The sequence below is a fragment of the Candidatus Accumulibacter necessarius genome, assembly GCF_036625085.1.
This window is the reverse complement of sequence record NZ_JAZKUM010000002.1, coordinates 135642-160571: the sequence shown is the minus strand read 5'-3', so window position 1 is coordinate 160571 and position 24930 is coordinate 135642. Positions and strand designations below refer to the sequence as shown.

Sequence of the window (24930 nt, the reverse complement as noted above, 5' to 3'; positions counted from 1 at the left end):
GGAGTGAATGATGAACCGTTTATTTGTAACTTCAGTGCTGGCTTTTGGCCTTGGTATGGCTGCCATGCCCGCGAGTGCCGTCGTCTATTGCAAGAGCGTTGGCGTACCCAAAGGATGTGTTGCTCGCCCAGTAGCAGCCCCCGGTGTCGGCGCTCCGGGCGTGGGAGTCGCACCTGGTGTGGGCGTAGGCGCACCCGGCGTAGGCGTGCGGGACCCCGGTATCAACCAACCAGGAGCAGCTGGGAATGTTGGCGCGGGAGGGGTTAGTGCAACCAACCGGAACGGGGGAGCTAACCGCGTGGGTGTTCGACGGTGAATTTTGGGTGACGTACGCCTGTAGCGCGCTAGAACGAGTAGAGAGAAGTTAAGGCTGGGTGTTTCACCCACCTCTGCCATGCGGAGTCGGTGAGCGAGTCCGTTGAAGGTCTGGTTATAGATAGCCTGAACGTCACAATGGGTCGGGTGCGACCGACCTCTCGTCGAGTTCGTTGCCGGAAAGCGGTCAGTGAATTTTCGCTTCCCGTAAGCTGCCATCCATCACCGAGTGCTGACGACCCTCTGCGGCCGTTCGTGCCGTCAGATGTTCAGCGGCAGCTAGCAGAGTGGAACGGTCGTACGTCGTGGAGGCTAACCGTGAGTTACACGGCCATTGCCGCCAGTCAAGTGAGGCAACGAATAGCCCAGCTGCCTACTGGATACCAGACATTCGGGAAACACAAAATTTCGGGCACGCTCCTATGTGTGAACCAAGGATAGTCAGGTCGTTTGCATTCCTTGTTCGGGTAATTGAGCGCATCATGATGTTGCTGACCAATCGGAAGAGGAGACTGAAATGGAACTGATCAAACAGGCTCTGGCGTCCTTCGAGGGAACGCTGCCCAACGACAGCAAGACAGCCGTTGCTATCGCCCTCAGGGCAACAGCGGATGAAATGCAGGGCAAGGACGCGGCCTGAAGCACCGATGGCGAGGGCTTGCAGGGAGGCATCCATGAGATCGCGTTGGCTTGTGATGACATTGTCCGGGTCGTTGCTGCTAGCAGCGGCATTTGCCGCCGAGGCTCGCGGCCCATGGCGGGCGAGTGAAGACAATACCCGGGGTTGGCAATTCATGACCCCGGAGGAGCGCGTCGAACACCAGGCGCGTGTTCGTGGCTTCAAGACGCTCGATGAATGCCGGGCCTACAAGCAAGAACATCACCGACTGATGGAGCAACGTGCCAAAGAGAAGGGTTCGGCAATGCCATCCGGTGGGCGCGATATCTGCGCACATCTGAAGCCGGCGAACTGAAGCATCGAAGTCATGGCGGAATCCTCAATGTCTCGCCTGCGTACCCTGTCGCTACCGACTCTGCTTTTGCTCTTCGTGGGTGCGCCTGTCTTTTGGGCATTTCCCGAAGGGCTGCCTTTCTGGCGTGCGATCGGGATCATCCTCGGCTGGGCGGGGGCAGGTCTGCTTTTATTCAATTTGCTGCTAATGGTGCGCGAGGTTCGCCTGGCCAGTAGTCTGGGTGGACTGGAGCGAATTACTGCTTGGCACCACCAAACGGGTATGGCGGCTTATCTGCTGCTGCTGTTGCATCCACTGGCCCTGGCCACCGCCGGCTGGGCCGAGTCGCCGAATCTGGCATGGCAAGTCATCTCGCCGTTTTCGGAAAACTGGCCGGTCTGGCTGGGCTGGGCTGGATTGCTCTTCCTGATGCTGGGTTTGGCCACTACCTTCATGAGCCGCCTTGCCTACAGCACATGGCGATGGCTGCACGGCTTGCTCGGACTCGGCGTATTGATCGGCTTTATCCATGTCCTGCAACTCGGGATTAGCGCCGGGGGCTTGCTTGCCCTGGCTACCGCTGTCCTGCTCCTGCTCTGGCGCCTGCTGCGTGTCGACCTCGGAACGGCCGCAAAGCCCTATATCGTGACTTCGGTGCGCTCGGTAGCGCAGTCGATGGTGGAGGTTTCGCTCAAACCATTGGCCATGCCGGTCGACGCCGTGCCGGGGCAATTCGTCCTGACGGCATTCTTCAGGGGGCCAAGCTATAAAGGCTGTGGCGAATTTCATCCATTTACCATCAGTGGTATTGGGCTTGAGCACGAACTTCGCATCGGGGTGAAGGCCTTGGGCGACTGTACGCGACGCATGCAGCACCTGGAACCTGGCGTTTCCGCCCGAGTGCATGGCCCCTTTGGCGAATTCCTGAAAGCTTTGCCGTCCCGACCGCTGTTGTGGGTGGCGGGGGGAATTGGCATTACGCCGTTTATCGGTTTTCTGCGGCAGCAGTCGGTCGAGACGCCAACGACCCTGATCTATTTGTATCGCGGCGAGCAGGATGCAGCCTACCTCGAAGAACTGACCACATTATCGGCAAACAGCCCCGGACTTGTCTTGCAGGCGGAGGCTACGGGAACGGGAGTGCCCAATCTGAACCGGTTATTGCCAGGGGCTGACGCACTGGCAAACCACGAGTGCTACGTCTGCGGTCCTCCGGGATTGATCGAGGCTGTTTCCCGAGCGCTACTTGACCGTAGCATCCCCATTGAACGAATTCACTTTGAGCATTTCGACTTTCGATGACTCGCACACTCTATATTGTTTCAACGACAGTCTTCTGGCTGGTCGTTTTCGGTCTGGGTATGACCTCCGCGCTTTGGAATCCTGGCGAGCAAGGCGATGCGCAGGCCCAGGGAAAAGCCGTTACCCTGGCGGAACTGGCCAGGCATGCTGCACCGGGGAATTGTTGGATGGCGATTCGTGGATCGGTGTATGACCTCAGTGCCTACCTGCCGGCTCATCCCTCGCCGCCGGACATCGTCCTGCCCTGGTGCGGCAAGGAGGCGACGGAAGCCTACAACACGAAAACTAAAGGTCGTCCGCATGCGCCTTATGCTGATGAACTGCTGGCAAAATACCGTATCGGGACATTGGCGAAAGCGCATTGACCATAGTCATTGAATTGCCTCGAATGCCATGAGACTCGCCGACCGCTGGATTCGGTTACCTATCGTTGAAGCACTGAGGCAACCAATGAAGGCATAGGGTCGGAAGTTCGAGCTCATCGTACAAGGTAGCTGCCAATGGACACTGTCTGAAGCTGAGCGGCAGCTAACCGGCTCATTGCATCCTTCTTGCGCCGAGACCCGTACGGCCAGATTGGCCGACGTGTTAAAGTAGGTTGTCCAGCAGTTCTCGGAGTGGACCAACCCCCCGTGCCGACCGTCACAACCGGCCATGAGCGGTCGGTGAACTCTTCTCGAAAGCTGACACTCCAAGGGCAGTTCAAATCTGAAACCTGCCGCAGCCTCTGAATGTGCACATCGGCCCCAGTACTCATCGGCCAACGTTGGCTGGTTCGGAGACTGCCGTTTAAGAATGCAACTACGCTAATATTCGTTCTTCGCGAGTTAGTACGAGTCTCGCAGTCGTAGTACAGCGACTGCACGATATTGACAGAGCAGTTGGTTTTAGCTGCGACAGCTTGCACCACCAGTCGGATGGCAAAGTTTGGCATATTGCGCCGCCCGGCCAAGCCGTGAGCACATCCGATTCTGATGGCGGGGTCGAGGAAGAACTGTAATGCAACACATTTTCCAGCTTCTTTGCTTTTTGGCAGTTCTCTCACTTGCCGCGTGTGCAAGCACACCAGAACCCGTGGTTCCGGTCAACAAGTCGACACCTCTAGTGGTAACCGAACCCGAGGTGCCACCCACGAGAACAGAATCACAAGTTATCGCCTCGGTAGAGCCGGAGAACAACGTCTTTTTCGAGCAGGGGTCATCGGATATTGATGAGACAGGCAAAGCAACTCTGCGCCTTCATGCAGAACGTCTCAAGGCCAACCCGAAAACACGGATCACTTTGATCGGGCATGCCGAGAGCTTTGGGAGCCGCGCAATGAGCATTGCGATTGCCGACAAGCGTGTTAGTACGGTCTATGCTCAACTACGAGGGTATGGCGTACCGCCACGCCAGTTAGAGGTGGCCCCGCGCAGTTGGACAGAAATTCGGTTTTCTTAAGTGATTTCTCTGCGGGTTAAGCCGCTGCGACAAGCCGCGGCTGGGTGAAGTAAGCCGTATCCGGGGTTTGCCCGTCAAGGGTTGAATGTGGACGGCGGCGATTGTAGAAATCGAAATATCGGCTCAGCGCCTGTTTGACGTCGGAAACGGTGTCATAACCGTGCAGGTAGATTTCCTCGTACTTCACCGACTTCCAGAGGCGTTCGACGAAGACGTTGTCCCGCCAACAGCCCTTGCCATCCATGCTGACCTGAATGCTACGTTCATGAAGCAAGCCAATGAAGGCGGCACTGGTGAATTGGCTACCCTGATCGGTGTTCATGATCTCCGGCGAGCCATATCTCATGATCGCCTCTTCCAGGGCATCGACACAGGGGTCGGCGGTCAGGCTGTTCGACAGACGCCAGGCCAGCACGCGGCGCGTTGCCCAGTCGAGGACGGCGCTCAGATAGACGAAGCCCCGACGCATCGGGATGTAGGTCGTATCCATGGCCCAGACCTGATTTGGACGATCGATGGTGAGATCGCGCAAGAGGTAGGGATAGATGCGATGTACCTGGTTGCGCCGACTGGTGTTGGCCTTGCGATAAATGGCTTGGATATCCAGCCTCTTCATCAGCGTGCCGACATGCTTGCGGCCGATCTCGTGACCTTCCAGTTTGAGCATGTCGCGTAGCATCCGCGCCCCGGCGAACGGATGCTCCAGATGCAGTTCATCAATGCGCCGCATCAGTCGCAGATCGTTCTCTGACGTCGGCTGTGCCTGGTAATAGACCGAGGAGCGGGAAAGTTCAAGCAACTGGACTTGCCTGACGACCGGCAGGCTGTGGGTCTTGTCGATCATCGTTTTGCGCTCGCATCGCCGATGCGACCGAGCGCGACGGCCAAAAAATCAATCTCCAGTGCCTGCTGACCGATCTTTGCGTGCAACTCTTTAAGGTCTGGCGTCGCCGCTTGTTTCTCGGCGGCCGTGGCGAAGACGCCAGAGGCGTTCTCCAGCAACTGTGCCTTCCACTGCGTAATTTGATTCGGATGAATGTCAAACTTCTCCGCTAACGCGGCAAGCGTCTCGTCCCCTTGAGGGCGGCGATCGCTACCTTGGCCTTGAACGCGGCTGTGTGGTTACGACGGGGTCTTCTCATTGCTTCTGCTCCTTGGCAGGCGATTTCCATCGCCCATTGAAGCAGAGATTTCACTTAACCGAGTGTCCGGATTCCCGGTGCCACTTCTAACCACCGAGATCATCTGCGAGCGTGAACTTATGCGCTGTACATCGGCAACCGCCCAAATTATGGGAAGGGGTCTGCATGTAAACCTCGATACCTACGAGGTAGTTGAGTGGGGAAAGACACGTATTGTCTTTGTTGACACAGCACCGACTTGCGCAAACTACGTCTTCACGATCGATTTCCCCACAAAAGCAGTATCAGGTTTGCGGAAGAAAAAACCAAGTGGGCCAAGTGTTCCCGCTAACTGCAATACCCTCGACAAGGAACTCAGGCTCTCACTTCGCACGGGATTCAATGTAAGCCAGTCGCTTAAGGATGAAGCACTCCCTTGGTTTGGTCATCTTGCAGTTAGCCCATTGAAGCTTTTCCGTCGTGCACAGTAATGGCTATGCGATCCTTCGGTCGCGAGAATGCAAAAGCGCTTCTTGAAGTGCTGCACAAAAATTTGTCAGAGTTCCGATCGGATGCGTTGAACACAGAGCGCGCAAATCATTGTGCGATCGATGCATGGAGCCTTTGCGACTGGATTTACAAGGAGCATGGGCCGCAGTTAGGCTTCGCTACGCTCGCTGGTTTTCAAACGGCAATCAAAGCTGCATGCAGGAACCTCGAGTTGCTTCAAGACGTAGCCAACGCGACCAAACACAAGGACATAACAAAGTATGCGCCGCGCCTAAGGGAAGCTAGAGAACACGCTGGTGCCTTTCAGCATGGTGCATTTTCGCGCGGCTTCGATGTGTCAGCACTCATTCTGGTGAGGGAGGATGGTTCCGAAGTGTGGTTCGAAGACGCACTTGAAGATGCGACAAAGTTCTGGCAAACGTACTTTGAGTCCAATGGACTCTTGTCGTCCAGCACCTAACCGTTCGTTGTAGCAAATGTGCCGCACTGCAGGACTCTGTCGTTTAACGTCCGGTTTCGCAAACTTGCTACTTCCGCTTAGGGCACCATCCGGCCAAAGCACAACCCCAACTCCGTAACAAAAATATCACTTACATACATTCTCGAATCTATGTATTATGCGAACCATTCCTATTCGTTCGCCGGAGTTCGACATGTCCAATGCCGTGGCAGCAAAGCCGCATTTCATCAAGCCCGTTCTGCTTTCGCTGCTGGTCGGCGCTTTTGCTCTTTCTGCCTGCTCGAAGCAGGATGCGGCGCCGCCGAAGATGGGGCCGATGCCGGTGACGGTGCTGGAAATGCAGCCGCGCAGTGTGCCGAATGCGGTCGAGATCGTCGCGCAGACCGAGGGCGCAAAGGAAACCGAAGTACGTGCTCGCGTCGGCGGCATCCTGATGAAGCAGCTTTACCAGGAAGGCGCGACGGTCAAGGCCGGGCAACCGCTGTTCCAGATCGATCGCTCGACCTATGAAATCGCGCTGGCCGAAGCCAAGTCCAAGGCGGATCAGGCGACGCGCGAACTGGCGCGGTTAAAAAAGCTGGTCGACATCCAGGGCGTCAGCCGCAAGGAATACGACGACGCGATCAGCGCCAACGAACTGGCGCAAGCGGCGTTGCGTCAGGCCCAGCTCAACCTCTCTTGGACCACGGTCACGGCACCCGTGGATGGCATCTCCGGGCGCGCGGCCAAATCGGTGGGCAATCTGGTGACTGTCGGCTCCGACAGCCTGCTGACCTCGGTTTACCAGAATGATCCGATGTGGGTGCGTTTCAGCATCTCGCCGAACGAAGCAGCGCGCCTGCCGGGTGGCCGTTTGACATCGGAAACGGTAACTGGCGTCGAGCTGCTCTTGTCGGACGGTAGCGTCTTTCCGGTCAAGGGCAAGTTGAACTTCCTCGCCAGCACCATCGACCCGACGCTGGGCACCCGCCAGTTGCGCGCCGAATTCCGTAATACCGAAGGCCGCCTGCTGCCCGGCCAGTTTGTGCGCATTCGCCTGCTGGCCGGCGAACAGGGCGGCGTTTTCCTGGTGCGGCAGAGCGCAGTGATCCAGAGCGAGCAAGGCAATCTGGTGATGACCGCCGATGCTGAGAACAAGGTCGCACCGCGCCCGATCAAAACCGGCGAATGGTTCGGCAAGGACTGGATCGTCCTCGACGGCCTCAAGGCTGGTGACAAGGTGATTATCGACAATCTGATGAAGCTGAAGCCGGGCGCCCCGGTCGATCCGCACCCGCCGGCACCGCCGGCCGGTACGCCGGAAGCCGCGAAGCCAGCACCCGACGCGGCCAAGCCGGCCCAGAAGTAAGGATCCGCCATGTCGAAATTCTTCATCAACCGGCCGATTTTCGCGTCGGTCATCTCGATCATCATCGTCATCGCCGGGCTGGTGGCCTCGCAGGTGCTGCCGATTGCGCAGTACCCGCAGATCGCCCCGCCGACGGTGCTGATCACCGCCTCCTACCCGGGCGCTTCCGCCGAAACGCTGGCGCGTACCGTCGCCGCCCCCATCGAGGAGCAGTTGAACGGGGTCGAGAACCTGCTCTACTTCACCTCGTCGGCCTCGGCCAACGGCGCGGTCACCATTACCGCAACCTTCGAGGTCGGCACCAACGTCGATATCGCCTCGGTCAACGTCAATAACCGGGTCAAAGCGGCAGAACCGCGCCTGCCGGAAGAAGTACGGCGTAACGGCGTGATCGTCCAGAAGCGTTCGAACGATATCCTGCAAGTCGTCGCGCTGGAATCCGACAAGGGTAAATTCAGCACCCTCTTCCTCTCCAACTACGCCAGCCTGAACATCGTTGACGAGTTGAAGCGAGTCAAGGGCGTCGGCGACGTGACCATTTTCGGTGCCCAGGATTACTCGATGCGCGTTTGGCTCAAGCCCGACCGCATGGCGCAACTGGGCCTGACGACCAGCGATGTCGCCAACGCGATCCGCATCCAGAACGCCCAGAACGCGGCCGGCAAGATCGGCCAGGAGCCGGCGCCTAGCGACCAGCAGCTGGTTTACACAGTAACCGCCAAGGGCCGCCTGCTGACGCCCGAAGAATTCGGCAATATCGTCATCCGCGCCAGCGGCCCGGGCGGCGTCCTGCGTTTGAAGGACGTGGCGCGCATCGAACTCGGCGCGGCCAGCTACGACCAGCAGGTGACGCTGGACGGCAAGCCAACCATCGCGATGGGCGTATTCCTGCAAACCGGCGCCAACGCACTGGAAGTGGCGGAAAAAGTGACCGCGAGGATGGACGAACTCAAGATCAAGTTCCCTGAAGGCATGAGCTACGTGATCCCGTTCGATACCACGCGCTTCGTTTCGGCATCGATCCATGAAGTGGTCAAGACGTTGGTCGAAGCGATGATCCTGGTGCTCGCCGTGGTCTACATCTTCCTGCAGAACTGGCGCGCCACGCTGATCCCGATGATCGCCGTGCCGATCTCGCTGATCGGCACTTTCGCCGGCCTCTGGCTGTTCGGCTTCTCGATCAACACATTGACGCTGTTCGCGATGGTGCTCGCCATCGGTATCGTCGTCGATGACGCCATCGTCGTGCTCGAAAACGTCGAGCGCCTGATGTCGGAAGAAAAATTGCCACCGCGCCAGGCGGCGATCAAGGGCATGAAGGAAGTTCAGGGTGCGGTGATCGCCACGACGCTGGTGCTGGTCGCCGTCTTCGTACCGGTCGCCTTCCTCGGTGGCATCGCCGGCCAGCTCTACAAGCAGTTCGCCGTGACGGTCGCCGTGTCGGTGGCGATTTCCAGCATCGTCGCGCTGACCCTGACGCCGGCCCTGTGCGCGCTGCTGCTCAAGATGCAGCACACGGAAAACAAGTTCTTCGCGCCCTTCAACCGCTTGTTTGAACGCCTGACCCGCGCCTACATCGGCGTTGTCAGCCTGACCATCAAGCACAGTATCGTCGTCGGCCTGATTTTCGTGCTCCTGATCGGCGGTATTGTCGCCTTCTTCCGCATCATCCCGGTAGTTTCGTGCCGGCCGAAGACCAGGGTTACCTGATTTCCGCCATCATGCTGCCCGACGGCGCCACGCTCAAGCGCACGGCAACGACCGGCGAGAACATGCGCCAGGCGATCGCTGCCGACCCGGCAGTGATGCACACCTTCGTCGTTTCCGGCTTTGACCTGATCGGCGGCGGCAACAAGCCGAACGCCGGCACCATGTTCATCCCGCTGCACGACTGGAGCGAACGCGATGCCAAGGCGCAGGATCTGGCCGGCAAGTTCATGGGCATCGGCATGATGCAGCCGGACGGCATGGGCCTCGTCTTCAACCCGCCGCCTATCCAGGGGCTCGGCACCGCCGGCGGCTTTGAAGTCTATGTGCAGAACCGCGTCGACGGCGATGCCAGGAAGCTCGACGAAGTGGTCAAGAACTTCATGGCCGAGCTGCAGAAGCACCCGGAATTCACCCGCATCTCGACCTTCTTCCGCCCCACCGTGCCGCAGCTTTTCGTCGAGGTCGACGAGCCGAAGGCGCTGGCGCTCGGCATCCCGCTCGATTCGGTGTATTCGACGCTGCAAAGCACGATGGGTGCGCTTTACGTCAATGACTTCAACAAGGCCGGCCGCGTCTATCGAGTGCAGTTGCAGGCCGAAGCCGATTACCGCATGAAGCCGGAAGACATCGGCAAGGTCTATGTGCGCAGCACGACCAGCAACGGGATGATTCCGCTGTCGGCCATCGCCACCGTCAAGCGCGTGGTCGGCCCCGAGCAGGTCGAACGCTTCAACGGTTTTGTCGCCGCCAAGGTCATGGGCGACAGCAAGCCGGGCATCAGCTCCGGCGACGCGATCAAGATCGTTGAGGAAGTTGCTGCCGCGACGCTGCCCAGCGGTTACGAAATCTCGTGGACCGGCCAGGCCTTCCAGGAAAAGCGCACCGCCGGCTCGTCGATGCAGGCCTTCGCCTTCGCCATCGTCATGGTCTTCCTGATTCTCGCCGCGCAGTACGAAAAGTGGTCGCTGCCCCTGGCCGTCGTCATGGCCGTGCCCTTCGCGTTGATGGGTGCGCTCACGGCGATCTGGATACGCGGCATGCCGAACGACATCTACTTCCAGATCGGGCTTGTCGTGCTGATCGGGCTGGCGTCGAAAAACGCCATCCTGATCGTCGAATTCGCCGCCCAGAAATACGCGGAAGGCATGTCAGTCGTCGATGCCGCCCTCGAAGGTGCGCGGCTACGTTTCCGGCCCATCATCATGACCTCGCTCGCCTTCGTGCTCGGCGTCTTCCCGCTGGTCAAGGCCACCGGCGCCGGCGCCGCCGCGCGCCAGTCGATGGGTACCGGCGTCTTCGGCGGCATGATCGCCGCCACCTTCATCGCCACCCTCTTCATTCCGCTCTTCTTCAAGTGGCTCGAACGCGGCAAGCAGAAACTGCCGGCCGGCGACGCGCATGCCGACCAGACGGAGGAAAACTGAGATGACCGCCCCGCATAAACCCAATTTGAAAATCGGCCTTTTTTCGGCGTTGACCGCAACAGCCCTGCTCGCCGGCTGCGCTGTCGGCCCCGACTACCAGCGCCCCGATTCCACGCTGCCCGAGCAGTACAGCCAGGCCGACGCGGTGCCCGCCGCGCGCGCCGAAGCCCCGGTTAATCCCGAGTGGTGGACATTGTTCGGCGATGCCAGCCTGAACGCCCTCGTCGCGCAGGCGCTGGCCGCCAACCAGGATCTGCAGGCCGCCATCGCCCGCCTGGAGGCGGCCGATGCCTATGCCCGCGAGATCAATTCCGCCTATTACCCGACCGTCAATCTGGATGCCGCCAGCAGCCGCCTGAGCACCAGCGGCGTAACCTACAACGGCCAGAAGATGGGCGGCGCCATCTACAACAACCGGCGTGCCGCGCTCGCGCTCAGCTACGAAGTCGACCTCTGGGGCCGCATCCGCCGCATGAACGAAGCCGCCGAAGCCGACGCACTGGCCAGCCGCTTTGCCAGCGACGCAGTGCGCCTGACACTGACCGGCCAGGTCGCCAGCGAGTACCTGATTCTGCGCGCCCACGATGCCGAAGTGGCAGTCAGCCAGGAAACCGTCGCCTCGCGCCAGGAAACACTGCGTATCGTACAGGCGCGGCTTGACGCCGGTTCTGCCTCGGGCCTTGAGCTCGCCCAGGCGGAGAACTCGCTGGCGACGGCGCAGTCGCAGCTGAGCCAGTTGAAACGCATGCGCGCCCTTTCCGAAAACCAGATCGGCCTGCTCAGCGGCCAGCCCGGCCTGCAGATCCCGGTCAACCTGACGCCGTTGCCGCTGCCGCCGGTACCGCCCCCCGGACTGCCGTCAACGCTGCTTGAAGCCCGTCCCGACGTGCGCCAGGCCGAGGAAAAGCTGGTCGCCGCCAACGCCCGCATCGGCGTCGCCAAGGCCGCCTATTTCCCGGCGATCAGCCTGACCGGCAACTACGGCAGCGAGAGCATGGCGCTTTCCAACCTGTTTACCGGCCCGGCCGGCATCTGGTCGGCGGCGCTCGGCCTGACGATGCCGATATTCGATGCCGGCCGCACCGGCGCCCGCGTCGACCAGGCGAGCGCCGGCCAGAAGGAAATGCTGGCCAACTACCGCAAGACCATGCAATCGGCGTTCCGGGAAGTGAACGACGCCCTCGTCAGCCTGCGCGAACTGGCCGACGAGGAAACCGCCAACATCGCCCAGCTGGAGTCGGCGCGCCGTTCGCTGAAGCTGTCGCAGGCCCGCTACGAGGCCGGGTATGTGGGTTTTCTCGAAGTCCTTGATGCGCAACGCACGACAAACATTGCACAATTGACTTACCTGAACAGCCGCAAGAACCGCCTGAACGCCGCGGTCGACCTGTTCAGGGCGCTCGGTGGCGGCTGGCGCGAAGACGCCTGAACGCCGCCGACGGCTGGTAACTGAGGAGAGAAACAAATGGTCAGAAGAACCAAGGAAGATGCGCAGGAAACGCGCAATCGCATCCTCGATGCCGCGGTCGAGGTATTCAACCGCCAGGGCGTGGCGCAGACTTCGCTGAACGACATCGCGGCCAAAGCCGGCGTCACGCGCGGCGCCATCTACTGGCATTTCGCCAACAAGGTCGCGTTGTTCGACGCCATGATCAACCGGCTGATCTGCCCGCTGCAGATCAACAGCGAGGATCGCGACACGCGCATTGCCGCCGATCCGCTAGGTTTCATCCAGTCCGCGACCGACGAATTCATCGGCAAGATGCTGAACGATGCGAGCTTCCGGCACGTCTTCGAAATCTTCTGGCACAAATGCGAATACGTCGGGGAAATGGCTGACCTGCGCGACGCACACCTCGACGAGGGGCCGAGCCACATCGACGTCATCCATCAGGCCTTCACGCTTGCTGCGGAACGCGGCCTGATCACCGACACGCTGACGCCCCACCAGGCCACCATCGGCCTGATCGGGCTGATCGACGGACTACTCTACAACTGGACGAAGAACCCGAAGATCTTCCCGCTCGAAACCTACGCCCGGCCCATTCTCGACAATTTCTTTCGCTGCCTCGGCAGCGGCCCGGGTGTCAGGCATCCGTAAAACCCCGTTCGGCCCCCATTTACGTTCATTTACAGCTCCCTAACAGCGCTTAACCCACCCCGGAGAGATTATTCGTCCTGTCACTCGCCCCGCTCCAGGCGGGCCATCCGAAAGAAAGGAAAACGACATGACGAATTCAACCGGCAACATCAAGCGCTTTCTCATCGCCGCCAGCGTCGCGCTGGCCATCCCGCTCGGCGCAGCCGCGTTTCAGGGCGGCCCGGACGGCCACCCTGGTTGCGGCAGCTTTGCCGGGCGCGGCGGCCCGGGCATGGGCGGCGAGCCGATGCCGCCGCCTCTGCGCGACCTCAACCTCAGCGAAGCCCAGCGCGACAAGATTTTCGAGATCATGCACGCCCAGGCGCCGCTCATGCGCGACAAAGCCAAGGCCGTACGCAAGGCCGAAGACGACCTGCGCGCACTGAGTTCGGCAAGCGATTACAGCGAAGCCAGGGCCCGTGCCCTGGCCGACACGGCAGCGAAGGCAATGTCTGAAATGACGCTGGCCCGAGCCAAGGCAGAGCGTCAGGTGTTCGAGGTGCTGACGCCTGAGCAGCGCAAGCAGATGGCCGACATGAAGGCCAACGGCGAATCCCGGCGCGGGCGTGGCGACGGGCCGCGCGGCATCGGCGGCGAAGGCCACACGTCCCCGCCGTCACGCTGATACACGACACTTTCCGGATTATCTCCCCCCTTGCCGGCGCCGTTTATTCGGCTCCGGCTTTTTTCCATTTCCGTGGCTGGGCTATGATCGACCTCTCGACTGGAGCTGAAGAACCATGACCCACCCTGCCCCCTCCCGCATTCTGCTGGTCGACGACGACGTCGAACTGGCCACCATGCTGTCCGACTACCTGGTGCGCGACGGTTTTGAGGTACTGGCCGTGCCGGACGGCGAGAGCGGCGTCGCCGAGGCTTTGTCCGGGCGCTTTGCGCTGGTCGTGCTCGACGTGATGATGCCGGGCATCGGCGGCATCGAGGCCCTGCGCCGGATTCGCGCGGCGAGCACGGTGCCGGTGTTGATGCTGACGGCACGCGGCGACGATCTCGACCGCATCGTCGGCCTTGAACTGGGCGCCGACGATTACGTCCCCAAGCCCTGCCTGCCACGCGAACTGGCAGCACGCCTGCGCGCCATCCTGCGGCGCAGCCAGCCGGCCGGCGAACCAGTTTCTCAGGCGCCGCTGGTGGTCGGGCCGCTGACGCTGATGCCTGCACAGCGGCGGGTGGAATGGGACGGCGCACCGGTCGAGCTGACCAGCACCGAATTCAATCTCCTGGAAATTCTGGCGCGCAACGCCGGCCGCCCGGTAAGCAAGGCCGACCTCTCGGCGCAGGCGCTCGGCCGGCCGCTGGCGCGCTTCGACCGCAGCATCGACGTCCATCTGTCGAGCATCCGCCACAAATTGGGGCTGCTGCCCGATGGCCGCTCGTGCATTCAGACGGTTTATCGCCAGGGCTACCAGCTGATCCGGGAGTGACATGGGCCGCCTCTTCTGGAAGTTCTTCCTGTTCATCTGGTTGGCGCAAATGGCTGGCGTTGTCGGCGTTGGCACCTATTTCTGGTACGAGCGCGATCAGGCGCCGCAATTTGCCGAGGGGCCACCATTCGATCGTCCGCCGGATGGCGAGCGGCGCCCGCCACCACCGCCACGATTTGGCGAGGGGCCGTCACTAGCGGGCCAGGCAGGGGGTGAGGCGCACCAGGCGCCGCCCCCCAACCATCGACGCGACCGGGGTTTACCGATGGTGCCGATCCTAAGCGGGCTGATGGTCAGCCTGCTGAGTGCCTTGGCGCTGGCGTGGTATTTCGCGAGGCCGATCCGCCAGCTGCGGCGCGCCTTCGATGCCGCCGCCGGCGGCGATCTCGGGGTGCGCATCGGCGAAGGCATGGGCGGCCGGCGCGACGAACTGGCCGACCTCGGGCGCGATTTCGATCACATGACCGAACGCCTCGGGCACCTGGTCGAGGGGCAGAAACGGCTGCTGCACGATGTTTCGCACGAGATGCGCTCGCCACTGGCCCGACTGCAGGCGGCCATCGGCCTCGCCCGCCAGCAGCCGGAACATTTCGACGAGACGCTTGCCCGCATCGAGCGCGAAGGCGAGCGAATGGATGCGCTGGTCGACGAGTTGCTGACGCTCTCCCGCCTGCAGGCCGGCGTTGCTGGCGAACTGGAAGACGTCGACCTGCAGGAACTACTCGAAGGCATTGTCGAAGATGCGCGCTTTGAAGGCAGCGCGCGGCAGGTGAGCGTCGAACTTTCGATAGCGGAATTGCCCACGGTGCGTGCCAACCCGGCGCTGCTGCATCGTGCCATCGAGAATGTCGTGCGCAACGCGCTGCATCACTCGCCCCCGGGCAGCACGGTTCGAGTGACTGGCCGCGCCGAGGGCAGGCGCCTGCGCCTGAGCATCGTCGATCAGGGTCCGGGCGTTCCGGCCGAGGCACTGGAAAAGATTTTCCAGCCCTTCTACCGGGGCGGCGGCAAGACGTCGGGTGGCGGTTATGGACTCGGGCTGGCCATCGCCGAACGGGTGATTGCTGCGGTCGACGGTCAAATTCAGGCAAAAATCGCGGACGCTAGCGGACTGGTGGTCAACATCGATCTGCCGGTCTGAGGCGCCCAATCCCGGGGTTTTACCCGGATTAACATTTCCCTGACACCGTCTTACATGGCGCCCCGCGACAATGGCACCATGACTTCAAGACATACCGGCCGCGCCCGTTTTGCGGGGTTGAGCCTGGCGATCGCGCTACTTGGTGGCTGCGGCGCTTTGCCTTCGGTGGGGCCGGACTACCAGACCCCAGACACCCCGATGCCCGCCGCGTGGCATGCCGCAACACCGGCTGCCGGCAAACCCAGCGATCTTTCCCGCTGGTGGCAACAGCTTGACGACCCCCTGCTGGCGACCCTGATCGACGATGCACTGAGCGGCAGCCTCGACCTCAAGGCCGCCCAAGCGCGTCTACAGCAGGCGCGGGCCAGCCGAAACCAGGCGGCAGGCGGCTATTTCCCGACCATCGCGGCGTCGGGCGGGGCGAACAGCAACCGACAGGCCGAGGTGATCAACCCGAATTACGTGGGCACCACCTATACCGCCGGTTTTGACGCCAGCTGGGAGATCGACCTGTTTGGCGGCACCCGGCGTAGCGTCGAGGCAGCCACCGCCGATCAAGCGGCAAGCGCCGCCAGTCTGAACAATGTTCGCGTCTCGCTGGTCGCCGAAGTGGCCTTGAATTACGTCGAGTTGCGCGGCTACCAGCGGCGTCTGACGATAGCCGCAGAGAACCTCGCCAGCCAGGGCGAAACCTTGCAAATCACCGAGTGGCGCAACCAGGCCGGTCTGGCCAACAGCGTCGATGTCGAACAGGCACGAGCCAACTTCGAACAGACGCGGGCGACAATTCCCGATCTGGAAATCGGCCGTTATCAGGCCGAAAACCGTCTGGCCGTGCTGCTTGGCCGCCACCCCGGCACGCTCCACGAGCAACTGGCCGCCTACAAGCCGCTTCCCGCCGTGCCGGCCAGCATCGCCAGCGGCATTCCCGCCGACATCCTGCTGCAGCGCCCCGACCTGATCGCCGCCGAGCGCACCCTGGCGGCTGAAACGGCCAGGGTTGGCCAGAAAATGGCGGCACGTTACCCGGCGCTGTCGCTATCCGGCTCGTTCGGCTGGGAGGCGTTTTCCTTCGGTGCGCTGAGCGGCGCCGGGGCGGTAGCGTCCGCGACGGCCGCAAGCCTGGCGGCGACGGTGTTCGACGGTGGCCGTCTGCGCAGCGCGGTCGACATCCAGAGCGCGGTGCAGGCGCAGGCCCTGATTGCCTACGAAAGCGGCATCCTGACAGCACTGGAGGAAGTCGAAAACGCCCTCAAGGCGCACGCGGTCGCGCGTGAGCGACTGAGCGCCAGGCAGGCAGCGGCCGAGGCTGCGCGCAATGCCGCGCAATTGGGTCAACTGCAGTATGAATCCGGCCTGACCGACTTTCAGAAGGTGCTGGATACCCAGCGCACCCGCCTGACGGCGGAAGACAACCTGTCGACCGCGCAGTCGACCCTGCTGACCAGCCTGATCAAGCTCTACAAAGCACTTGGCGGCGGCTGGGAACAGCCGGTCGCAACGCAAGACACCGCAGAAGGCAAGCCATCATGAACCAGACCCCAGACAACAATTCCAGCGAAGCCCTGCGCGGCCTGCTGAACGTCACGACCAAAGGCGGCGCCGGTACGGGCAAACGGCGCTGGCTGCTGCTCGGCGGCGCAGTCGCTGCGTTGCTGCTTGGCATCGCACTGTTTTCAGGTGGCGGCAAGGCTACGACGGGCGACTACATCACTGAAGAAGCAAAGCTTGGCAACCTGCTGGTCACCGCATCGGCCAGCGGCACCCTGCAACCGACCAAGTCGGTCGATGTCGGCAGCGAGCTTTCCGGCACGCTGACCAAGGTGCTGGTTCAGGAAAACGACCGGGTGACCAAAGGCCAGCTGCTGGCCGAACTCGATACCGCCAAGCTCAAGGATACGGTCGCCAAATCGCAGGCGGCGGTCACTTCGGCCGAAGCGGCCGTGGCGCAGAAGCGGGCGACCGTGGCCGAAGCCAAAGCCTCGCTAGCACGCATGCGCCAGGTCGCCGAGCTTTCCGGCGGCAAGGTGCCGGCCAAGACTGAACTGGAAACGGCCGAAGCAACGCTGCAACGCGCCGTGGCCGACGAAGCGAGCGCCCACGCCGACGTAACCCAGGCCAAGGCGACCCTAAAGACCGACGAAACCAACCTCGGCAAGGCGATCATCCGCTCGCCGGTCAATGGCGTGGTGCTGACGCGCAAGGTCGAGCCGGGACAGACGGTGGCGGCACAGATGACGACGCCGGTGCTTTTCGTGCTGGCCGAGGATTTGTCGAAAATGGAACTTCAGGTCAAGGTCGACGAGGCCGATGTGGGTAACGTCAAGAACGGGCAAAAAGCAACATTCACCGTCTCGGCCTGGCCGGGGCGCAAGTTCCCGGCAACCATACAGCGCGTCGGCCTCGGCTCGACGACGACCGACAACGTGGTCACCTACAAGACCATCCTCCAGGTCAATAACGACGACCTCGCCTTGCGCCCGGGCATGACGGCGACGGCCAGCATCGTTACCGCCGAACGCACGGACGTATTGCTGGTGCCGAATGCGGCGCTGCGCTTCACGCCGCCGACAACGAACGAAGCGGCGAAACGTAGTCTGGTCTCCAGGCTGGTTCCCATGCCCCCTTCGAATGCCACGAAGCGTCCGGCCGCAACCGCCGAAAAGGGCGACGAGGCGCGCGTCTGGGTACTGGGCGAGCAAGGCCCGCAAGCGGTTGCGGTCAAGACCGGCGTCAGCAACGGGCGGCAGACCGAGATCCTCGGCGGCGACTTGAAGGCCGGCATGGCGGTGATTACCGATTTTCAGGAAGCGAAGAAATGACCTGTTGCGGTCGACACCGAAAAAAGGGCAAAAATGGACATGGCCGGGGCTGAGATGACCGCAACCGAAATGCGCGCGCCGCTGATCGATTTGCGCGCCATCACCAAGACCTACGGCGAGGGTCAGGCGGCGTTTCAGGCGCTGGGCGGCGTCGATCTCACTATCACCGAGGGCGAATTCGTGGCGGTGATGGGGCCGTCCGGCTCCGGCAAATCGACGGCGATGAACCTGCTCGGCTGTCTCGACACGCCAACCACGGGCGAATACCTGTTTCGCGGCATCAACGTCGAGCGGCTCGATCGCAACCAGCGCGCCCTGTTGCGCCGCAACTGCCTGGGCTTTGTGTTTCAGGGGTTCAACCTGCTGGCGCGCACTTCAGCGCAGGAAAACGTCGAGCTGCCATTGCTCTATCGCGGCGAACCGGCCGACGTGCGCCATGCCATGGCGCGGGCAGCGCTCGACAAGGTCGGGCTGGCCGGATGGGAACATCACACGCCGGCTGAGCTTTCCGGCGGCCAGCAGCAACGCGTCGCCATCGCCCGCGCCATCGTCACCAATCCGCTGGTGCTACTGGCCGACGAGCCGACCGGCAACCTCGACAGCAAGCGTAGCCACGAAATCATGGAACTGCTGAACCGCCTGAACAGCGAGCAAGGCATCACCGTCATCATGGTGACGCACGAACCGGACATGGCGGGCTACGCGCGGCGCATCGTGCATTTTGTCGACGGCGTGGTTTCCAGCGACGAACGCCAGGTGGCAACACCATGCTAATGAACGCCCTGCTGCTCGCCATGCGCGAGATTCGCCGCAATCTGATGCGCTCCTTTTTGACCCTGCTCGGCATCGTCATCGGCGTCGCAGCGGTCATCACCATGGTAACGCTGGGCAACGGCGCCACGCAGATGGTCGCCAACCAGATTGCCAGCCTCGGCAGCAACCTGCTGATGGTGATGCCGGGTCAGCGCCTTGGCCCCGGGCGCGACAGCGCCGGGGCGCCCAAATTCAAGATCGCAGATGTCGAGGCCATCCAGCAACAGATCAACGGCCTCAACGTGGTGGCGCCGGTAGTCGGTAGTTCGGTGACGCTGGTGGCCGGCACCGAGAACTGGTCATCCACGGTTAACGGCACGACCAACGATTATTTGGTTGCCGGCAACTGGAAGCTGGCCGCCGGGCGCCTGTTCAGCGACGACGAGGAACGCGCCGGCAAAGCCGTGTGCATCATCGGCAACACCGTCAAACGCGAGCTGTTCGGCAACCAGAGCCCGCTCGGCAACAGCATCCGCGTCAAAACCTTCGACTGCGAAGTAATTGGCCTGCTGGCCGCCAAGGGCCAGAGCAGCATGGGGCAGGATCAGGACGACACGGTGCTGATGCCCATGAAAACTGCGCAACGCCGGCTGACCGGCACGCTCGACATCGGCACCATCATGATCTCGCTCAAGGACAGCACCGACTCGACTGTGGTGATGACCCAACTGCGCAGCCTGTTGCGCGAGCGGCGCAAGCTGGCCGACAACGTCGACGACAATTTCAATGTGATGGACACCAAGCAGATCGCCGAAACGCTGTCCGGCACCATCGGCACAATGACCGCGCTGCTCGGCGCGGTGGCCGCCGTCAGCCTGCTGGTCGGCGGCATTGGCATCATGAACATCATGCTCGTCTCGGTCACCGAACGGACCCGCGAAATCGGCATCCGACTGGCCATCGGGGCACTGGAAAACGAGGTGCTGCTCCAGTTCCTGATCGAAGCCGTAGTGCTCTCGGCCTTTGGCGGATTGGTCGGCGTCGTGCTGGCGTTTTTTGCCTGTTTTGGGCTGTCGACCGTAATGGGCATGCCCTTCCTGTTCAATCCGAAAATCAATCTGATGGCGTTCAGCTTCTCGGCCGCCATCGGCGTCATCTTCGGCTATGTGCCAGCCCGCCGCGCCGCCCAACTCGACCCGATTGCCGCCTTGCGCCACGAATAACGGGCTTGCCGCCGATCGGCGATCAACTGCTGCTGCCGCCCCTCATGGTCGCCTTCAGGCAATCGAAAACAGCAGCGTTTCCATTTCCTGCACCACACAGCCCCAATCCAGCGATTCTGCGGTTCGCCGGGCGCTGCGGCCCATGTTGCGGAAGTTTTCCGGGTCTTCTTCGTGGCGGCTCGCCAACTCGCTGGCCATCGCGGCGAATTCGGCGGTCTGGCCGTAGGGGGCGAGCAGGCCGTTGGTGCCGTGGCGGACGTGTTGCGCGGCCGCCGCATAATCGAAGGCGGCGAGCGGCAGGCCGCTGGCCATCGCTTCCAGGGTCACGTTGCCGAAGGTTTCGGTGAGGCTGGGGAAGAGGAAGATGTCGCTCGACGCGTAGTGCGCAGCGAGGTCTTCGCCGCGCCGCATGCCGGCGAAGATGGCATCGGGCAGGCGGGCGCCCAGCGCCTTGCGTTCCGGGCCGTCGCCGACCAGCAGCAGGCGCGCCTTGGGCTGCCGGGCGCGAATGGCGGTGAAGGCTTCGGTCAGCGCCGTCAGGTTCTTTTCGGCGGCCAGCCGCCCGACGTGGATGACAATCGGCGTCTCGGGCGTCGCGTTCCACGACTGGCGGAGGGCTTCGCTGCGGCGCGCCGGGTTGAACAACTGGGTGTCGACGCCGCGTGCCACGACGCGCAGGTTGCGAAAGCCGCTGGCGGCGAGTTCGGCGCGCATGTGTTCGGTCGGCACCATCGTCAATAGCGTGTGGTTGTGGAACTTGCGCAGGTAATCGACGATGGGGCGCTTCAGCCAGCCAATGCCGTAGTGCAGGCTGTAGGTGTGGAAGTTGGTGCGAAAGTCGGAGCAGACGGGAATCTTCAGTTTGAGCGCAGCTTGCAGCGCCGACCAGCCGAGTGGCCCTTCGGTAACGATGTGGACGATGTCCGGACGGTGCAGCGTCCATTGCTTGATGAGCGCCCGCTTGGCCGGCAGGCCCATTTTCAGGTTGGGATAGCGGGGGATCGGCACGCCGCCGGTCAGCACTTCGGCGAAGCCGTCGCCGGCCGCGGGTTGCTCGGCGGCCACCTGGCGCGGGCGGATCAACTGGATGTCGTGATGGCGCTTGCGCAGGCCGTCGACAAAGCGGGCGAGCGACAGCGCGACGCCGTTGATTTCGGGCGGGTAGGTTTCGGTGACGACGGCGAGGCGCAACGAGCGTCGGGCGGCCGGCAATTGTTCGATGACGATGGGTTCCATGAGCAACTCGCAACTTGGGGTTTGCGAGATGTTCGTCAGGCCGGATAACAAGGGTGAGTCAGCCAGATGACATTTTTGTGTCAACGCCCGGTCTTAACCGTTTTGACTTGGCTGCGTCATCTCTTGGTAGCAATCCCCCGATACCTTTGCAAGGCCTCTCCTATCAACCAAATCCACCATCCAGGAGGAACAATGAAAGAATTTCTGCACGCCCTGAAGGTGCAACGCTGGGACGACCACCGTTACTACCACCAGAGCCGCATCAACCAGACCCTGCACTTCATCAGCGCCCTCAGCTTTCTGACCGCCTATGCCCTGATGTTCAGCAACCCGTCGGTCGCCGCGCTAATCGGCTGGCTGGTCTCGATGGTCACCCGCCAGTCCGGCCACTTCTTCTTTGAGCCGCTGGGTTACGACCACGTCAATCAGGCCACCAACGAATACAAGGAACAGGTCAAGGTCGGCTACAACCTCAAGCGCAAGATGATCCTGATTTCGATCTGGGCGCTGGCGCCGATGACCCTGTTCATCGACCCGACCATGTTTGGTCTCTTCGAACCGGCGGCGGATCGTTCGGCGCTGATCGACCAGGTTGGCATCATCTGGTTGGCAGTCGGCGTCGGTGGTTTGCTCTTCCGTACCGTGCAGCTTTTCTTCATCCGCGACGTGCAGACCGGCCTGGTCTGGATGACCAAGATCCTGACCGACCCCTTCCATGATCTGGTGCTCTACTACAAGGCCCCGTTCTACCTGCTGCGCGGCCAACTGATCGACCCGATGGATCACGCCATGCAGCACAAGGGCGCCTGATTATTTATTTCGGTTTTTGGCACTTTTTGGCGGTCGACCGTAACAGGCGACCGCCAAAGTCATTTCAGCCGCTACTTAGTCGCAAACCCCAGCCGATGCGCCAGCATTTCGCGCAGGATGCCGCGCCGGATCAACTTATTGGTCACGCCCGGCGCTTCCCACCACCAGCCGTCGCGCTGCATCGCCTGGGCGGCGGCAACGAAGCGCTCGGCCACCGCAGCGAAGTCTGCCTCGTCGTAGTTCAGGCTGAAGATGAAGCGCCCGGTGCCCACCCACGACAACGCCAGTCCTTCGGCGCGCAGGTAATGCTGCAACATCCAGTTGTAGCGGCTGGGCTGCGTGTAGAACACCGTCCAGATACTGGAAAGATTGGCCACCCGCACCGGCAGGCCGGCGCCTTCGAGTTGCGCGTTGAGCATTGCCGCACGGCGGTTCCAGATTTCGTCGAGGCCGACGTACAGGTCGCGCACGGCTGGCGTTTCCATCCGCTCCAGAAACACCTGCATCGCCCCCATCACGTAGGGATGGGCGTTGAAGGTGCCGCGTGCGAAGCAGATGTCGGCCGGGCGGTCATCGCGAAAACGCTTCATCAAATCACGTCGACCGCAGACGACGCCCACCGGCAACCCGCCGCCCAGCGTCTTGCCGTAGGTGACCATGTCGGCGCGCACGCCGAAGTATTCCTGCGCACCGCCCGGCGCCAGCCGGAAGCCGACGAAAACCTCATCGAGAATCAGCACGATGCCGCGCCGCGTGCACACCTCGCGCAACTGCTTCAGCCATGCCGTGTAGGCCGCACGGTCGAAGCTGGCGCGGCGGGCGCTGTCGACCAGCGACGAATCGCCCGGCGCACCGGCGTTCGGGTGCAGCGCCTGCAAGGGATTGACCAGCACGCAGGCGATGTCCTTGCGGGTGTCCAGAACCTTCAGGCTATCGGCGTCCATTTCCTTCAAGGTGTAGGTTTCGCGCGGCGGCAGCGGGTTGCCGATGCCCGGCTGCACATCCTCCCACCAGCCGTGGTAGGCACCGCAGAAACGCACCAGGTTGCGCCGCCCGGTATGGTAGCGGGCCAGGCGCACCGCCTGCATCACCGCCTCGGTGCCGGACATGTGGAAGGACACTTCGTCCAGCCCGGAAATCGCGCGCAAGCGGCGCACGTTGTCGGCCACCACCGGGTGATAGGCGCCGAGCACCGGGCCGAGTTCTGCAACGCGGGCGCTGCCCTCGGCGATGCAGCTGCGGTAAAAGTCGTAGCCGAAGACATTGACGCCATACGAGCCGGTCAGGTCGTAGAGTTCGTTGCCATCCAGATCGGTGACCTTGACGCCGGCGCTGGATTGCAGAAAACCGCCGCCCTTCAGGCGCTCGCGCACGTAGCGACTGAACTGGAAGGGCACGCGGTAGCTGGCGGTGAATTGCAGGTCGGAAATACCCTCCGCCGCCTCGCCGGCCAGCGCCGCCGAGCGGGCAAAGCGGGTGCGGAACAGTTCGGCCAGATTGGCGAAGCCCGGACGGCGCAAGGCGACCACCTCATCCGGCGCGCCATCGGCGTTGAAAAACCGCGCTTCGTCGTATTCGTAAAACGGAATCAAACGCGCCACGCGCTTGGCCATCCGCGAATGGCCGGTCAGCGACGGGTGCTTGGCGCGCGACAGTTCCAGCCGGCGCTTGAGACGGGGAAATGCCGCCGCTACCGCAGCAACACCAGCAACATACATAGGCAAAGTTTCGTTCATTGATTTCTCCTTGCCCTCCCTTCTACCCAAGCCTCTTTACAGAAAAATGACCGTTCGAAGAATGTTGTCCCGAATCGTCCTCCAGGAAGACCTCAATTTCCTGCTCACCAACCGCGTGCCGCGCCAGTTGCTGACCCGCTTCATGGGCTGGTTCAGCCAGATCGAACAGCCGCTGGTGCGCGACCTTTCCATCGCCACCTGGAAGCTGTTCGCCGACCTCGATCTCTCCGATGCGCGCAAAACGAAATTCCGCAGCCTGCACGACTGCTTCACCCGCGAACTGAAACCCGGCGCGCGCACTGTGAATAACGACCCCACCATTCTCACCAGCCCCAGCGACGGCATCGTCGGCGCCTGCGGCCAGATTGCCGGCGTCGAACTCTTTCAGGCCAAGGGCTTCCCCTACACCCTGCTTGACCTGCTCGGCGACCCGGCGTTGGTCGAGCGTTACCGCGATGGCAGCTACATCACGCTGCGCCTCACCTCCAGCATGTACCACCGCTTCCACGCCCCCGCCGACTGCGACGTGCACAAGGTCACCTACATCTCCGGCGACACCTGGAACGTGAACCCGATTGCCCTGAAACGCGTCGAAAAACTGTTCTGCAAAAACGAACGCGCGCTGATCGAAACCACCCTGACACCCGGCGGCCAGCGCATCCTGCTGGTACCCGTCGCCGCCATCCTCGTCGCCAGCATCCGCCTGCACTTCATCAACGTCCTGCTGCACATCCGCTACCGCGGCCCCAACGTCATCCCCTGCGCCGCGCATTTTGAAAAGGGCCAAGAAATGGGCTGGTTCCAGCACGGTTCCACCATCATCGTCTTCGCCCCCAAGGGGTTTGCACTATGCGACGGCATCACCGACGGCAAGCAGGTGCGCATGGGCGAGGCACTGATGCGGTTGCCGCGCGGCTAACTGCGACATCGCGCCAGCCTGAACGCGGACTCCATCCATCGCGCGCCTCTGGTCGAACTGCCATCGTCAAAAAGCCTGCGAGCAACCGCCTGTTGCGGTCGACCCGAAAAAACAGCCCCTTTTCA

Annotated in this window: 20 protein-coding genes and 2 pseudogenes; 19 read left to right on the top strand and 3 right to left on the bottom strand. The window is 62.1% G+C overall.

The genetic code is table 11. The annotated features are described in order from the left end of the window. Window positions 1-832 precede the first annotated feature (832 nt). The 5 genes from V5B44_RS04970 to V5B44_RS04950 all read left to right on the top strand — a co-directional run bounded on the left by V5B44_RS04970 (window position 833) and on the right by V5B44_RS04950 (window position 4010). Entirely contained in the window at window positions 833-955 is a 123-nt protein-coding gene (locus V5B44_RS04970) for a hypothetical protein (protein ID WP_332358007.1), read from the top strand. A 34-nt stretch (window positions 956-989) separates the two neighbouring features. Continuing rightward, window positions 990-1289: a hypothetical protein gene (locus V5B44_RS04965; RefSeq protein WP_332358006.1), complete on the top strand. Its 300-nt coding sequence runs from the start codon at window positions 990-992 to the stop codon at window positions 1287-1289. A 75-nt stretch (window positions 1290-1364) separates the two neighbouring features. Beyond that, window positions 1365-2570, top strand: a complete 1206-nt coding sequence (locus V5B44_RS04960; protein WP_332358005.1) for a ferric reductase-like transmembrane domain-containing protein — start codon at window positions 1365-1367, stop codon at window positions 2568-2570. Then, the gene (locus V5B44_RS04955; RefSeq protein ID WP_332358004.1) at window positions 2567-2935 is read left to right on the top strand and encodes a cytochrome b5-like heme/steroid binding domain-containing protein; all 369 of its coding nucleotides are present in this window, start codon (window positions 2567-2569) and stop codon (window positions 2933-2935) included. Before V5B44_RS04960 ends, V5B44_RS04955 begins: the two co-directional genes overlap by 4 nt. A gap of 634 nt (window positions 2936-3569) precedes the next feature. Beyond that, complete coding sequence (locus tag V5B44_RS04950) at window positions 3570-4010, top strand: OmpA family protein (RefSeq protein WP_332358003.1); 441 nt, start codon at window positions 3570-3572, stop codon at window positions 4008-4010. Between the two features lie 16 nt (window positions 4011-4026). On the opposite strand, the pseudogene V5B44_RS04945 reads toward V5B44_RS04950, so the two are convergent. Next, window positions 4027-5152: pseudogene (locus V5B44_RS04945) on the bottom strand (IS3 family transposase). A 469-nt stretch (window positions 5153-5621) separates the two neighbouring features. Here V5B44_RS04945 and V5B44_RS04940 point away from each other — a divergent pair. The 12 genes and pseudogenes from V5B44_RS04940 (at window position 5622) to V5B44_RS04885 (ending at window position 20104) form a co-directional block, all read left to right on the top strand. Further along, entirely contained in the window at window positions 5622-6101 is a 480-nt protein-coding gene (locus tag V5B44_RS04940; protein ID WP_332358002.1) for a hypothetical protein, read from the top strand. Window positions 6102-6294: 193 nt separating this feature from the next. Then, window positions 6295-7449 carry an efflux RND transporter periplasmic adaptor subunit gene (locus V5B44_RS04935; RefSeq protein ID WP_332358001.1) on the top strand — a complete coding sequence of 385 codons (1155 nt, stop codon included), beginning with the start codon at window positions 6295-6297 and terminating at the stop codon, window positions 7447-7449. A gap of 9 nt (window positions 7450-7458) precedes the next feature. Then, a pseudogene (locus V5B44_RS04930) lies at window positions 7459-10583 on the top strand (efflux RND transporter permease subunit). A 1-nt stretch (window position 10584) separates the two neighbouring features. Then, entirely contained in the window at window positions 10585-12012 is a 1428-nt protein-coding gene (locus V5B44_RS04925; RefSeq protein WP_332358000.1) for an efflux transporter outer membrane subunit, read from the top strand. Between the two features lie 36 nt (window positions 12013-12048). Next, window positions 12049-12684 (top strand): TetR family transcriptional regulator, encoded by a 636-nt coding sequence (locus V5B44_RS04920; protein WP_332357999.1) that lies wholly within the window; start codon window positions 12049-12051, stop codon window positions 12682-12684. Window positions 12685-12811: 127 nt separating this feature from the next. Then, window positions 12812-13348 carry a Spy/CpxP family protein refolding chaperone gene (locus V5B44_RS04915; RefSeq protein ID WP_332357998.1) on the top strand — a complete coding sequence of 179 codons (537 nt, stop codon included), beginning with the start codon at window positions 12812-12814 and terminating at the stop codon, window positions 13346-13348. A 115-nt stretch (window positions 13349-13463) separates the two neighbouring features. Further along, entirely contained in the window at window positions 13464-14165 is a 702-nt protein-coding gene (locus tag V5B44_RS04910; protein WP_332357997.1) for a response regulator transcription factor, read from the top strand. A gap of 1 nt (window position 14166) precedes the next feature. Further along, the gene (locus V5B44_RS04905) at window positions 14167-15306 is read left to right on the top strand and encodes a HAMP domain-containing sensor histidine kinase (RefSeq protein WP_332357996.1); all 1140 of its coding nucleotides are present in this window, start codon (window positions 14167-14169) and stop codon (window positions 15304-15306) included. Window positions 15307-15384: 78 nt separating this feature from the next. Beyond that, window positions 15385-16839, top strand: coding sequence for an efflux transporter outer membrane subunit (locus tag V5B44_RS04900; protein ID WP_332357995.1), 1455 nt, complete (start codon window positions 15385-15387; stop codon window positions 16837-16839). Continuing rightward, window positions 16836-18128: an efflux RND transporter periplasmic adaptor subunit gene (locus V5B44_RS04895; RefSeq protein ID WP_332357994.1), complete on the top strand. Its 1293-nt coding sequence runs from the start codon at window positions 16836-16838 to the stop codon at window positions 18126-18128. Before V5B44_RS04900 ends, V5B44_RS04895 begins: the two co-directional genes overlap by 4 nt. 33 nt (window positions 18129-18161) lie before the next feature. Then, entirely contained in the window at window positions 18162-18902 is a 741-nt protein-coding gene (locus V5B44_RS04890) for an ABC transporter ATP-binding protein (protein WP_434735407.1), read from the top strand. After that, the gene (locus tag V5B44_RS04885; protein ID WP_332357993.1) at window positions 18896-20104 is read left to right on the top strand and encodes an ABC transporter permease; all 1209 of its coding nucleotides are present in this window, start codon (window positions 18896-18898) and stop codon (window positions 20102-20104) included. The genes V5B44_RS04890 and V5B44_RS04885 overlap by 7 nt, the downstream gene beginning before the upstream one ends. A gap of 54 nt (window positions 20105-20158) precedes the next feature. On the opposite strand, the gene V5B44_RS04880 is transcribed toward V5B44_RS04885, so the two are convergent. Next, on the bottom strand, window positions 20159-21340 hold the full coding sequence (locus tag V5B44_RS04880; protein WP_332357992.1) for a glycosyltransferase family 4 protein: 1182 nt from the start codon (window positions 21338-21340) through the stop codon (window positions 20159-20161). Between the two features lie 192 nt (window positions 21341-21532). Here V5B44_RS04880 and V5B44_RS04875 point away from each other — a divergent pair, with 192 nt between their 5' ends. Then, on the top strand, window positions 21533-22150 hold the full coding sequence (locus tag V5B44_RS04875; RefSeq protein WP_332357991.1) for a hypothetical protein: 618 nt from the start codon (window positions 21533-21535) through the stop codon (window positions 22148-22150). 71 nt (window positions 22151-22221) lie between these two features. On the opposite strand, the gene V5B44_RS04870 is transcribed toward V5B44_RS04875, so the two are convergent. Next, complete coding sequence (locus V5B44_RS04870; RefSeq protein WP_332357990.1) at window positions 22222-23886, bottom strand: aminotransferase class III-fold pyridoxal phosphate-dependent enzyme; 1665 nt, start codon at window positions 23884-23886, stop codon at window positions 22222-22224. 46 nt (window positions 23887-23932) lie between these two features. Between V5B44_RS04870 and asd the strand changes: the two genes are divergently transcribed. Beyond that, window positions 23933-24805, top strand: coding sequence for an archaetidylserine decarboxylase (asd, locus tag V5B44_RS04865; RefSeq protein WP_332358557.1), 873 nt, complete (start codon window positions 23933-23935; stop codon window positions 24803-24805). The last annotated feature ends 125 nt before the right edge of the window (window positions 24806-24930 follow it).

Excerpts from the sequence above, each read along its gene's own strand:
- V5B44_RS04970 (WP_332358007.1), top strand. The coding sequence starts at position 833 with ATGGAACTGATCAAACAGGCTCTGGCGTCCTTCGAGGGAACGCTGCCC.
- V5B44_RS04965 (WP_332358006.1), top strand. The coding sequence starts at position 990 with ATGAGATCGCGTTGGCTTGTGATGACATTGTCCGGGTCGTTGCTGCTA.
- V5B44_RS04955 (WP_332358004.1), top strand. The coding sequence starts at position 2,567 with ATGACTCGCACACTCTATATTGTTTCAACGACAGTCTTCTGGCTGGTC.
- V5B44_RS04950 (WP_332358003.1), top strand. The coding sequence starts at position 3,570 with ATGCAACACATTTTCCAGCTTCTTTGCTTTTTGGCAGTTCTCTCACTT.
- V5B44_RS04940 (WP_332358002.1), top strand. The coding sequence starts at position 5,622 with ATGGCTATGCGATCCTTCGGTCGCGAGAATGCAAAAGCGCTTCTTGAA.
- V5B44_RS04935 (WP_332358001.1), top strand. The coding sequence starts at position 6,295 with ATGTCCAATGCCGTGGCAGCAAAGCCGCATTTCATCAAGCCCGTTCTG.
- V5B44_RS04925 (WP_332358000.1), top strand. The coding sequence starts at position 10,585 with ATGACCGCCCCGCATAAACCCAATTTGAAAATCGGCCTTTTTTCGGCG.
- V5B44_RS04920 (WP_332357999.1), top strand. The coding sequence starts at position 12,049 with ATGGTCAGAAGAACCAAGGAAGATGCGCAGGAAACGCGCAATCGCATC.
- V5B44_RS04915 (WP_332357998.1), top strand. The coding sequence starts at position 12,812 with ATGACGAATTCAACCGGCAACATCAAGCGCTTTCTCATCGCCGCCAGC.
- V5B44_RS04910 (WP_332357997.1), top strand. The coding sequence starts at position 13,464 with ATGACCCACCCTGCCCCCTCCCGCATTCTGCTGGTCGACGACGACGTC.
- V5B44_RS04905 (WP_332357996.1), top strand. The coding sequence starts at position 14,167 with ATGGGCCGCCTCTTCTGGAAGTTCTTCCTGTTCATCTGGTTGGCGCAA.
- V5B44_RS04900 (WP_332357995.1), top strand. The coding sequence starts at position 15,385 with ATGACTTCAAGACATACCGGCCGCGCCCGTTTTGCGGGGTTGAGCCTG.
- V5B44_RS04895 (WP_332357994.1), top strand. The coding sequence starts at position 16,836 with ATGAACCAGACCCCAGACAACAATTCCAGCGAAGCCCTGCGCGGCCTG.
- V5B44_RS04890 (WP_434735407.1), top strand. The coding sequence starts at position 18,162 with ATGGACATGGCCGGGGCTGAGATGACCGCAACCGAAATGCGCGCGCCG.
- V5B44_RS04885 (WP_332357993.1), top strand. The coding sequence starts at position 18,896 with ATGCTAATGAACGCCCTGCTGCTCGCCATGCGCGAGATTCGCCGCAAT.
- V5B44_RS04880 (WP_332357992.1), bottom strand. The coding sequence starts at position 21,340 with ATGGAACCCATCGTCATCGAACAATTGCCGGCCGCCCGACGCTCGTTG.
- V5B44_RS04875 (WP_332357991.1), top strand. The coding sequence starts at position 21,533 with ATGAAAGAATTTCTGCACGCCCTGAAGGTGCAACGCTGGGACGACCAC.
- V5B44_RS04870 (WP_332357990.1), bottom strand. The coding sequence starts at position 23,886 with ATGAACGAAACTTTGCCTATGTATGTTGCTGGTGTTGCTGCGGTAGCG.
- asd (WP_332358557.1), top strand. The coding sequence starts at position 23,933 with ATGACCGTTCGAAGAATGTTGTCCCGAATCGTCCTCCAGGAAGACCTC.